7 protein-coding genes are annotated in these 12332 nt (G+C 61.7%); 6 read left to right on the forward strand and 1 reads right to left on the reverse strand.

Features of this window, described 5'->3' with window-relative positions:
* Positions 1-1123 (reverse strand): PAS domain S-box protein (locus VD811_14880; GenBank protein HXV22267.1); only part of this gene is annotated, 1123 nt, incomplete at its 3' end.
* A gap of 478 nt (positions 1124-1601) precedes the next feature.
* Here VD811_14880 and VD811_14885 point away from each other — a divergent pair.
* From VD811_14885 to VD811_14910, 6 genes are all read left to right on the forward strand, one after another.
* Positions 1602-3965: a DNA internalization-related competence protein ComEC/Rec2 gene (locus VD811_14885; protein ID HXV22268.1), complete on the forward strand. Its 2364-nt coding sequence runs from the start codon at positions 1602-1604 to the stop codon at positions 3963-3965.
* Between the two features lie 53 nt (positions 3966-4018).
* The gene (locus tag VD811_14890; GenBank protein HXV22269.1) at positions 4019-5389 is read left to right on the forward strand and encodes a diguanylate cyclase; all 1371 of its coding nucleotides are present in this window, start codon (positions 4019-4021) and stop codon (positions 5387-5389) included.
* Between the two features lie 206 nt (positions 5390-5595).
* Positions 5596-6855 (forward strand): histidine--tRNA ligase, encoded by a 1260-nt coding sequence (gene hisS / locus VD811_14895; GenBank protein HXV22270.1) that lies wholly within the window; start codon positions 5596-5598, stop codon positions 6853-6855.
* A gap of 107 nt (positions 6856-6962) precedes the next feature.
* Positions 6963-8750 carry an aspartate--tRNA ligase gene (gene aspS / locus VD811_14900; protein HXV22271.1) on the forward strand — a complete coding sequence of 596 codons (1788 nt, stop codon included), beginning with the start codon at positions 6963-6965 and terminating at the stop codon, positions 8748-8750.
* Positions 8751-8852: 102 nt separating this feature from the next.
* Positions 8853-9557 (forward strand): DUF4398 domain-containing protein, encoded by a 705-nt coding sequence (locus VD811_14905; GenBank protein ID HXV22272.1) that lies wholly within the window; start codon positions 8853-8855, stop codon positions 9555-9557.
* 341 nt (positions 9558-9898) lie between these two features.
* A complete protein-coding gene (locus tag VD811_14910; protein ID HXV22273.1) occupies positions 9899-12136 on the forward strand; it encodes an NADP-dependent isocitrate dehydrogenase in 2238 nt (745 codons plus the stop codon).
* Positions 12137-12332 lie beyond the last annotated feature (196 nt).

Consider the following 12332-nt stretch of genomic DNA (forward strand, 5'->3'; position numbering starts at 1 on the left):
GGGCTCCGGCGTATCCCTCGATCCCGAGTTCGACCAGCTGATGATCGCCAGGGAAATGCCTGCACACCTCTTCCGGGTAGACGCAGATCTTCTGGTTGGCCACATTTTCGCAAGGGGTGTTCGCAAGGGGATATTCGAAAGATTCGCCTTCCCGGCCCCCGGCAACCACGGCAATCGCTTTGACGTTCTGCGGCTGCTGCCTGTCGAATTCGCCGACAAAAGCGATGTCGGCCTTGAGAGCGTCGGCGAGATGGGCCACCAGGGAACGGAAAAAGTGGTCGCCGGTCACGATGGAGACCCCCCGCTCGATGTTCACCACCAGTTCCTCGTAGCGCTTGCGATCGGTGATGTCCTGCACCAGGACGACGCAATAGCGCAGGTTGCCTCTCTCGTCCCGGACACCGGCAGCCGTTGCATGCCCCCAGACGATGGAGCCGTCTCTTCGCAGGTAGCGCTTCTCGCAGTTGAACGCCGAACGCTTGCCGGCCCTCAGCTCCTGGTAGAACCGGAGCGATGCAAGGTGGTCCTCCGGGTGGGTGACGGCCAGGATGTCGAGCTTCAGCAATTCATCCGGCTCGTAGCCGAGGAATCGGCACAGCTCCGGATTAACCTGCAGCAGATTTCCCTGGGGCGAAACCTGGGCCATGCCGGCCGCGGCGTTTTCGAAGATCGACCGGAAGCGCCCCTCGCTCTCCCTCACCGCGCCTTCGGCAACGGCCACCCGCCGCTCATTCTCCAGGCGCCCGAGAACCTGCCGGACCACCGACGGCAGCATTTCGGCAAAAACATGATCCTTGACCAGGTAATCGAGGGCGCCGAGCTTCATCATCTCGACGGCGAGCTTTTCATCGCCATGAGCGGTAATGGTGACGAAAGGGATATTCAGACCTTTTTCGGCAAGCTTGCAGACAACATCCCGGCCGGTCATGTCGGGAAGCCGATAATCGAGCAGCACCAGGGCAACCGGATGTGCGATGAGCCAGCGTATTGCCGCAGCCCCGCTCATCACGCAGGCAACCTCATAGCCGAGATTTTCAAGCGTTTGGCGGCTCAGCGCCAGGGCGCTTTCCGAGTCGTCCACCACCAGGATGGTCTTGCTCGCCTCGTAACCACTTGCGGACATGCGTTGCGCCCTCTTCGGATAACAATCTGCACGGCTCGGCAAAGAAATTGGACTAACAAAAAGCAATAATGATGCCGCAAAAATCAGACCACGTTGGTGATCATTTACCCCGGATGTGATTCGATTTCAGGGTTTGCAAGCATTGACGGAAGAATTTCACCGCTGCCGACCGGCAAAACCAGCCGGAGCCCGTATCGAATGGCGTATCCAGGCTAACTTTAAATAGCAAAAGAGCAGGATTAATGTAAGCCCTTTTTACGCATCCGTCGCATTTTTCGTTATTCACGACCCACGGATGGCGGGCTCAGTGGTCACCCCTGCCGTTGCAAGGCAGTTACAAGGCTAGGCAAAGGGAAGCAGCCGTGCTAGTCTGCTGCGCACCAATCCGTCCTGGGGGGGATGACGAGTGAGACTCATTGCCGGTTCTTTTGCGCCCACTTTCCTGCCTTCCGTCACCGGCTCACGGCGGTAGGCAGCGATGGCGCTCACATGGTTGTTGCTGGCCTATGTCACAGGCCTCGGTTGCGCCCCTTATCTGGAATTCTCCCGCGCCCTGGCCGCCCTCCCCTGCCTGGCGGCCCTGCTCTGGCTTGTCTGCCGGCAGCGGCGCGGCGCGGCGCTGCTGCTGTACTTGTTTTTCTGGGCGTTGGGCGTCGTCTTCTTCCACCTGGCCATCACCCCCCCACGGGACCCTGGCCATATCCGGTCATTTCCCGGAGATCAGCCGCTGACCGTCGAGGGCACCGTTCTGGCGGTCTCCGAACGCGCCTTCGGCCGGACCCTCATCGACCTCGAGACACACCGCGTCGGCGCAAACGGGATTCTGGCCCCGACGCGGGGGCGAATCCGCCTCTACCTCGACGAGGAGGCCCCCGGGATACATCCCGGCCAGGCCATTCGATTCCGCTCGCGCCTGCGCGCACCTCGCGCGTTCGGTACTCCCGGCGAATTCGACTATCCCCGGCAGCTGGCCCGCCAGGGGATATTTGTCGTCACCTCCCTGAAAAAGGCGCGGGAGATCGTTCCGCTCGGCGCCGCGCCCGGCCACAACTCCTACACCTTAATCGAAGGTTGGCGCCGCCAGCTCGCCTGCGGCATTGACGAGCAGCTTTCTCCGGCTTCCGCCGGCCTGGTCAAGGCCCTGATCATCGGTGACGCGGGGGGCGTTACCCCGCAGCAGCGGGACCTGCTGACTCGCGGCGGCGTCTCCCACCTCTTCTCCATCTCCGGCCTGCACCTGGGTCTGATCGCCCTGTTTCTCTTCGCCGTCGCGCTGATGTTCTATCGCCGCAGCGAAGCACTCCTGCTCCTTGCCCCGCCGCGGCGCCTGCTGCCGCTGCTCCTGCTGCCGCTGCTCTTCGTCTATCTGCTGCTGACCGGCAACGCCCTGCCAACCCGCCGGGCGTTCCTCATGGTCCTCGCCGGCGGCGCCCTGGCCATCGGGGCCAGGCGGACCCAGCCGCTGCGGCTGCTGGCAAGCGTTGCCTTGCTCATCCTGCTGTTTGCGCCGCTCGCCCTGTTCGAGGCGTCGTTTCAACTCTCCTTCGCCGGTGTTCTCGGCATGCTGCTTCTGCTTCCCCGCTGCCAATCCCGGCTCACAACATTGCCCGGCCCGCTGCGCTGGGTGGCGCTGCTGTCGTTGACAACGCTGGCGGCGACCCTGACCACAACGCCCCTGGTCCTCCTGCATTTTCATTTTTTTGCTCCCGCCGGGCTGCTCACCAACCTGTTTGCGGTTCCGGCCATCGGTTTTCTGGCCGTCCCCCTGGGACTTTGCGGCGGCCTCCTGCTGCCCGTCTGGGCCGCTGGCGGAGCGCTGCTGCTGCAGGTCTGCGGCGCAGTGATCGAAGCTGTTCTGCTCGGGATCGGGTGGCTGGTCGACTGGCCTCCGCTGAGCGGCTGGAAAATCTACCTTTCGCCGTGGCAGACAGGCGGAGTGGCGCTGCTGTGCGCCATCCCCTGCATTGTCGGCGGCACGCAGCGGGCCTGGCTGACCCGGGGCACTCTGCTGGCGGCTGCCTCGGCCCTGATCGTTTGGACTCCCGCCGCCCCCGCCGCCCTCACGGTTACCGCCCTCAGCGTCGGACAGGGGGATGCCTTTCTCGTCTCCCGCGCCGACGGCCGTAACTACCTGGTCGACGGCGGCGGCCTGCACAGCAAAACCTTCGACGTCGGCGAAAGACTTCTGGCCCCGGCCCTGGCCCGTCTGGGAATCCGGACGCTGGACGCCGTCCTCCTGACGCATGACCAGGCCGACCACCGTCAGGGTCTGCCGCATATTCTGGAACATTTTCCGGTCCAGGCTTTCTGGTGCTCCGAGGACCCGGAGGCACTCGACCCCGCTCTTCTCGAAACTCTTCGCCGACGGGGCATCCCGGCGATCCGTCAGCCGGCGGGGTGGCACATTCTCGAAGAGACCGAAGAGACGATGCTGGCGCTTTTCGTCCCGTCCGTCGAAACCAACAATCCGAATGATCGTTCACTGGTCCTTTATGCCCGGCAGGGAGCCGACGGGGTCCTGTTGACCGGGGATCTGGAAACACCGGGGGTCATCGATCTGCTGGCATCGCCACCGCCGGGCCCGGTCAACCTGCTGAAACTGCCGCACCACGGCAGCCGAAGATCATCGCCGGGCCTCCTGCTCGACCACTTCCGGCCGCAACTGACCTTCGTTTCGGCGGGCGCCGGCAACTCTTTCCATTTTCCTCACGCCGAAGTTCTGGCCGAGGTCGAAAAACGCGCGATCCCTCTCTATCGCACCGATCTGTCGGGGAGCGTGAGATTTCTCAGCGATGGCCGGGGATGGCGCGTACAACACTGGCAGAGGGGGCTTTTCCGTTGACATAACACCGGGAGTTTGCTAGCTTCATCACCTCTTGACACGGAGCCCCCGGGATGAAAAAGTCAACCATACTGGTTGTTGACGACGAGCTCTTTTTTCGTCATCTCTATACCGAGATTCTCGGCGACGACGGCAGCATCGAAGCCGTCGCCTCCGGGGAAGCGGCCGTGAAGCGCCTGAAGCTAGGCGGCGTCGACCTGGTTCTGACCGACATGGTCATGCCTGGAGCCGATGGCATGGAAGTGCTCCGTTACGCCCGCACCCTCGAAAATCCTCCCGACGTCATCCTGGTCACCGGCCATGCCACCCTCGAAACAGCCATTCAGGCTCTCAAAAACGGCGCCCGCGATTACCTGATCAAGCCGTTCGATCCGGAAGAGCTTCGGCACCTGGTCCGCACCTGCCTGGAGCAGCGGCGCCTCCTGGACGAAAATATCCTTCTGAAAAGCCAGATTCGGCTCTTTCATCGGGGCCAGAGTCTGGCCTCACAGCTGGAGATCGAACAACTCCTGCCGCAGGCGGTCGGAACGCTGTTGCACGAAACGGGACAGGGGCGCGGGTTTGCCTTTCTCTTCAATAACAACACGGTGACCCGCCTGCTCGCCCTCGAAGGGCTGGAGGAAGCCCAGGCAACCAGCCTCTCACTTTCCCTGCTGCCGCATCTGCAGGATCTTTCGGGCATCCGTCTGCTGCGTGGCAATGACCTGACATCCGATCTGAATTGGCCGGAGCAGGTTCGCAGCCTCTGTCTTTTCCCGCTGAACTGCCAGAAGAAGCTCAAGGGTGTCATCGTCATCCTCAATTCCGCCGGCGGTGACATGCCCCACCCTCTGCCTTCCGACAACCTGCTGTTCCTGGCCGAGCAGGCAGGCCTCGGCTTTGAAAACGCCTATCGCTATGAGGGTGCCCGGGAACTGATCTATACCGACGATCTGACCGGCCTTTACAACCACCGTTACCTGCAACTGGCGCTGGACCAGGAAATCCGCCGCTCGGAGCGTTACGGCCTGGAATTTTCCCTGGTCTTCATCGACCTCGACTATTTCAAGAACATCAACGACACCCATGGCCATCTTGCCGGCAGCAAGTCCTTGCGCGAGGTGGCCACCCTGCTGCGGCAGAGCGTGCGCGAAGTCGACATGGTATTCCGTTACGGCGGCGACGAATTTACTGCCCTCCTTGTCGAAACCGACAGCGGCGGCGCCGGGGTGGTGGCTGAGCGCATCCGCTGCTCCATCGAGCGCCACACATTCCTGGCAGGCACCGAGGCAGCTTCCCGGTTGACGGCGACGGTGGGATACTCCACCTTTCCGGAGAACGCCAACGACAAGAAGGCGATCATCGAACTCGCCGACCAGGCCATGTACCTCGGAAAAAAGGTCCGCAATATTACCAGGGGGGCCTGGGAGCTGATGAAAAAGTAAGGTGACGCCTGCCCGGCACCGCCGCCATCAGGAGACCTGACGATCTACCCGGCCCATCCCGAACACTCCACTGCTCCAGCAAGCACGCATTCACTCTTCATCGCCAGCAGCCTTTCGGCCTCTCGAACGCAAGGCTCTGAGCAGGATTGACCCGGCGGTCCCCTGACGGCACCAGGCCGGCTAATTTTTTTGTGAGGTGGCATTTCGTGGCAATTACAGGTATCAAGGGAATGAATGACATCCTGCCCGGGGAGGTTGAAACCTGGCAGTTTCTGGAGAAGACGGCCCGGCGGATTTTTCAGGCGTACGGCTTTGCCGAGATTCGGGTGCCGGTGGTGGAAAAGACCGAGCTCTTCTGCCGCTCTATCGGTGAAGCCACCGATATCGTCGAGAAGGAGATGTACACCTTCGACGACAAGAGCGGCAACTCCCTTACCCTGCGCCCCGAGGGGACGGCGCCGGTCATGCGCTCCTTCATCGAGCACAAACTGCACGCCCTTGATCCGGTAGCCAAACTCTACTACCTGGGGCCGATGTTCCGCTACGAGCGCCCACAGAAAGGGCGCTACCGGCAGTTCCACCAGATCGGCGCCGAGGCGATCGGGGTCGAGGACGCCAAGATCGATGCCCAGGTGCTCGCCATGCTGGTCCATTTCTTCGCCGAAGCCGCCATCCCCGACGTGTCGCTGCAGGTCAACTCCCTCGGTTGCCCCGAATGCCGCCCCGGCTACCGGCAGACCCTGATTGCTTTCCTGGCGGACCGACTGGAATCTCTCTGCGAGGACTGCCGGCGACGCTACCGGACCAATCCGCTGCGCGTGCTCGATTGCAAGGTCCCCGGCTGCAAGGATGCGACCGCCGATGCCCCTTCGGTTCTCGACCATCTCTGCGGCGGCTGCGCCGATCATTTCTCCCAGGTCCGCGGCTACCTTGAAGATTTGCGGATTTCGTTCTTGGTCAACCCGCGCATGGTCAGGGGGCTCGACTACTATACCAGGACCACCTTCGAAATGGTCACCGGCAGCCTCGGCGCCCAGAACGCCGTGGCCGCCGGCGGCCGCTACGACGGCCTGATCCGGGACCTGGGCGGCCCGGCCCTGCCGGGCATCGGCTTCGCCATGGGTCTGGAACGCCTGGTCCTGCTCAAGGGCGGAGAGCCGATTGCCCCCCCCCGTCCCGCCCTTTTCCTGGCGGCTCTCGGCGCCGAACCTTCCCGCCACGCCTTCCTTATCATGGCGGAGCTTCAGCGCCGCGGCATCCACGTCGAGATGGACTACGAAGGCAAGAGCCTCAAATCGCAGTTGCGGCGCGCCGACAAACTGCGAGCCCGTTTCGTGCTGATTCTCGGCGAGGATGAGATGAAGAGCCAGGTGGCCCAGTTGCGGGACATGGATGCCGGCACCCAGGAGGAGATCCCCCTGCCCGCACTGGCGACGCTGCTGCCGGAACGGCTCTTCCGGACCTGAGCGAATCACGCCGGATAGTTCTTGACGCTGCCGGAAGGCCGTCTGTATAATTTCGTTTTCGTCCCGCGAAGGACCGTAAACCATCAATTGAATCGGAGGATACTCACTTGAACGACGTTCTGGGTGACTGGCAAAGGAGCCATTATTGTGGTCAGGTTTCCAGTGCCGACATCGGCAGGGAAGTCTGCCTCATGGGCTGGGTGCAGCGACGCCGTGACCATGGCGGCCTGATTTTCATCGACCTGCGGGACCGTGAGGGAATCGTCCAGTTGGCTCTCGACCCCGACCGGGACCCCGAGGCCCACACCAAGGCGGACCGGGTCCGCAACGAGTACGTGCTGGCGATCAAGGGGGTCGTCTCCCCCCGTCCCGAGGGAACCGTCAATTCCAAGATGAAAACCGGAGAGGTCGAGGTGGAGGTGCGCGAACTGCGCATCCTCAATACCGCCAAGACGCCGCCGTTCATGATCGACGACTTTGGCGATGTCGCCGAAAACATCCGCCTCAAGCACCGCTACCTCGACCTGCGGCGGCCGGCCATCCAGAACAACCTGATGCTTCGCCACCGGGTGGCGCGCACGGTCCGCACCTATCTCGATGCCCAGGGCTTTCTCGAGATCGAGACGCCCGTCCTGACCAAGAGCACGCCGGAAGGGGCGCGCGATTACCTCGTCCCCAGCCGGGTCAACCCCGGCACCTTCTACGCCCTGCCCCAGTCGCCCCAGCTCTTCAAGCAATTGCTGATGATCTCCGGCTTCGATCGCTACTGCCAGATCGTCAAGTGCTTCCGCGACGAAGACCTGCGCGCCGACCGGCAGCCCGAGTTCACCCAGATCGACTGCGAGATGAGCTTCGTCAGCCGCGACGACGTGATGAACGTCATGGAAGGGATGATCGCCAGGGTCTTCAAGGAAGCGATCGGCGTCGAAGTCAGCCTGCCGATGCCGCGCATGACCTACGCCGAGGCGCTGGGCCGCTACGGCGTCGACAACCCCGATTTGCGCTTCGGCCTCGAACTGGTCGAGATTTCCGAACTGGTCAGGACGTCCGGCTTCAAGGTCTTCGCCGAGGCGGTCCAGGGCGGTGGCATCGTCAAGGCCCTCAACGTCAAGGGCGGGGCAAGCATGTCCCGCAAGGACCTCGACGACCTGACCGACTTCGTCAAGATCTACGGCGCCAAGGGGCTGGCCTGGGTCAAGATGACCGAGGAAGGCTGGCAGTCGCCCATAGCCAAATTCTTCACCGAAGCTGAACTGGCGGAACTGAACCGGACCCTGGACGCCGAACTCGGCGATCTGCTGCTCTTCGTGGCCGACTCCTACCGGGTAGCCAACGAATCGCTCGGCCGGCTACGCGGCCATCTCGGCAATAAACTTGGGCTGACCAGCAAGACCGACTACAAGTTCGTCTGGGTCACCGACTTCCCGCTGCTCGAATGGGACGGGGAAACCCGGCGACACGTCGCCGTCCACCACCCCTTTACCGCCCCGATGGACGAGGATGTCCCCCTGCTTGCAACCGATCCCGGCAAAGCGCGGGCCAAAGCCTACGATCTGGTGCTCAACGGCTCCGAGATCGGCGGCGGCAGCATTCGTATCCATGACCAGTCGGTGCAGAGCCAGATGTTCAGCCTGATGGGGATCGGGGAAGAAGAGGCGCGCCAGAAATTCGGCTTCCTGCTCGACGCTCTGGAGTTCGGCGCCCCGCCGCACGGCGGCATCGCCTTCGGCCTTGACCGTCTGGTCATGATCCTGACCGGTTCCGACTCGATCCGCGACGTCATCGCCTTCCCCAAAACCCAGAAGGCAACCTGTCAGATGTCCGAGGCGCCAGGCGTTGTCGACGAGAAGCAGCTTCGCGAGCTCTCCATACGCCTGGCCACCAAGCCCAAATAACGATCCAACGTTCGCAGCTCAAGGGGTTATATGCAGGGCGGTCCCCGGACCGCCCTTTCCCGCTTCTGACCGGGGCCGGCGAGAGCACGGCAGCCAAAGAGAATGGCAAGGAACTTATTCGCTTTCATCGCCCTCGCCGCAATTCTTGGGGGTTGCGCCAAGCCGCCACGAGAAGAGCTTCAGGCGGCCCGGATGGCCGTTGCCCGTGCCTACACCGCCGGCGCGCCGGACCTGGCTCCCGCCGAATACCAGGCGGCCAGCGACGCGCTCAGCGACGGCGAACGCCTCGCCCGCCAGGGTAATTACCAGATGGCCCGGGAGATCCTCCCCTTCGCCGAAGCCGGTGCCCAGCGGGCGATTCTCAGAGCCAGGGAAGAACAGGCGATCCGGGAACTGCAAAAAATCCGTGAACAGCAACAGGCCGAGGAGGCCATCCAGCAGGAAAGCAAACGCCCGCCGACCGAACCGACCAAAAAAGCCATCAGCATCCCGCCCCCCGCCAAACCCAAGCGCCTTCCTGAACCGCCCCCACCACCCCTGACGCGTTATGTCGTCAACGCGGGTGAGGTCCTTTGGGGTATTGCCGCCCGCAAGGATGTCTACGCCGACCCTCTCCTTTGGCCGATCCTCTACAGGGCCAACCGTGACCAGATCAAGGACCCGCGCCGGATCTACCCCGGCCAGGTTCTCAGCATCCCCCGCGGCATCTCGAACGCCGAAGCGCAGGAAGCGCGGGAAACGGCGCGCCACTCCGACATTTTCCCGGTCGAACTGATCCTCAAAAACACACGCAAAAACGGTCGTTAAACAGTTTTTTTCATCTTCTTCCCGCCCCTGTTTCGATGTTTTGCAGGCCCATATTTTTTCTTGACAGCTTCCGGGCCTTTGTATACTGTATACACATTAAAAAGCGGATCAACAGACGCTTCGGCAGGCCTCACGGCAGACTGCCGTTATTTCGTCCGTGTTTTTTTATTTCCCATTGGCCGACCTGCGAGGCGCAACTGCCTTCACTCAATGGAGAAAAATCAGACCACATGAACGTCGGGGATCCCTTCGGCGAGAACTTCTCCACAGGGAAAGATGATGTTTTGCGGTCCTCATTCAATGAGCCTCTGGCGATACTGGCAAAAAACCAAGGAGAGAACATGACAACACACAAGATTATCTGGACGGAAATCGATGAGGCACCCGCACTGGCAACGTACTCTTTGCTCCCCATCGTCCAAGCCTTTACCAAGGGAACCGGCGTCGAGGTTGAAACCAGGGACATCTCCCTTGCCGGCAGAATCCTTGCCACCTTTCCGGACTATCTGACCGAGAGCCAGCGCATCCCCGACTACCTGGCGCAACTGGGTGAACTTACGCAGATGGCTGAGGCCAACATCATCAAACTGCCGAACGTCAGTGCCTCCGTCCCCCAGTTGAAAGAGGCAATCGCGGAGCTGCAAAGCCAAGGGTACAAACTTCCCGACTACCCTGAAGACCCTAAAAACGCAGCGGAAAAAGAGATTCAGGAGCGCTATGCCAAATGCCTTGGGAGCGCCGTCAACCCGGTACTGCGCGAAGGCAACTCCGACCGCCGGGCACCGCTTGCAGTCAAGGAATATGCGAGAAAGAACCCGAAGACGGTTCCATTAAGCCCTTGGGATGCGGGTTCAAAAGCCCATGTCGCGCACATGACAGCCGGCGACTTCTATGGCAACGAGAAGTCGGTAGTCATGGAGAATGGCGGCGACTTCAGGATCGAGCTGGTTGCAGGTGGCAAGACCACCGTCTTGAAAGACAAGCTGACGGCGTCCAAGGGGGAGATCCTCTCCGGGACCTTCATGAGCAAAAAGGCGCTGCGGGAGTTCTATGCCGCACAGATCGAGGAGGCGAAGAAGAGCGGTCTTCTGCTGTCACTGCACCTCAAGGCGACCATGATGAAGATCTCCGATCCGATCATGTTCGGCCACGCCGTGACGGTCTTTTTCAAGGACGTGTTCGACAAGCACGCCGCAGTCTTCAAGGAACTGGGCGTCAATCCCAACCTGGGACTGGGCGAGCTCTACAAAAAGATCCAGAGCCTGCCGGAAGCCAAGCGGGCCGAGATCGAGGCGGACATCAAGGCGGTTTACGCCAAGCGGCCGGCTCTGGCCATGGTCGATTCCGACAAGGGGATCACCAATCTGCATACGCCCAACGACATCATCGTCGACGCATCCATGCCGGTCGTGGTCCGCGAGGCCGGCAAAATGTGGAATACCGAAGGGAAGTTGCAGGACACCAAGGCGATGATCCCCGACCGCTGCTATGCCACCATGTACAAGGAGATCGTCGAAGACTGCCAGAAAAACGGCGCCTTTGATCCGACCACCATGGGCTCGGTCCCCAACGTGGGGCTGATGGCGCAGAAGGCCGAGGAGTACGGCTCCCACCCCACTACTTTCGAGATCCCCGCCAATGGCACCGTCCGCGTCGCCGCGGCCGATGGCAAGGTGCTGATGGAGCATGCCGTTGAGGAAGGCGACATCTGGCGCCTGTCCCGGGTCAAGGACATCCCGATCCAGGACTGGGTCAAGCTTGCCGTCAACCGCGCCAGGGCCACTGGCGCGCCGGCAGTCTTCTGGCTCGACAAGAACCGGGCGCACGACAGGAACGTTATCGCCAAGGTCGAGAAATACCTGAAGAACCATGACACCACCGGTCTGGAGTTCCACATCATGGCACCGGTCGAGGCGATGAGGTTCTCCCTGGCCCGGATCCGCAAAGGTCAGGACACCATCTCGGTCACCGGCAACGTGCTGCGCGACTACCTGACCGACCTCTTCCCGATTATGGAGCTCGGGACCAGCGCCAAAATGCTCTCCATCGTCCCCCTGCTGGCCGGCGGCGGCCTGTTTGAAACCGGAGCCGGCGGCTCGGCGCCCAAACATGTCCAGCAGTTCGTGAAAGAAGGCTATCTGCGCTGGGATTCCCTTGGCGAATTCTCGGCTTTGGCCGCATCCCTTGAGCACCTGGGTCATGCATTCAAGAACGATAAGGCACTGGTTCTGGCGGAGACGCTCGATCAGGCCCTCGGCAAGTTTCTCGACGAAAACAAGTCCCCCGCCCGCAAGGTTGGTCAGATCGACAACCGTGGCAGCCACTTCTACCTTGGCCTTTACTGGGCACAGGCGTTGGCGACACAGACCAAGGACAAAGAGCTGCAGTCACGCTTCACCCAGGTGGCCAGGGACCTCGCGACCAACGAGAACCAGGTCAACGAGGAACTGCTCGGGGCCCAGGGGAAACCGATCGACATGGGCGGCTACTATCACCCTGACAAGGTCAAGGTCGGCAAGGCCATGCGTCCGAGCGCGACCCTGAATGCAATCATCACCAACATGATGATGTTCGTCTAATTAAACACAGGCGGGGCGGAACCGATGGTTCCGTCCCTATCCTATTTCCCACATCAAGGAGAGAGACAATGGCGAGACCGAAAATTGCGTTGATCGGTGGTGGACAGATCGGTGGCGTACTGGCTCAGCTTTGCGCCCTGCGCGAACTGGGTGATGTGGTGCTGTTCGACATCGTCGAAGGCCTGCCCCAGGGCAA

The sequence above is a fragment of the Desulfuromonadales bacterium genome (assembly GCA_035620395.1).
Taxonomy (GTDB): domain Bacteria; phylum Desulfobacterota; class Desulfuromonadia; order Desulfuromonadales; family DASPGW01; genus DASPGW01.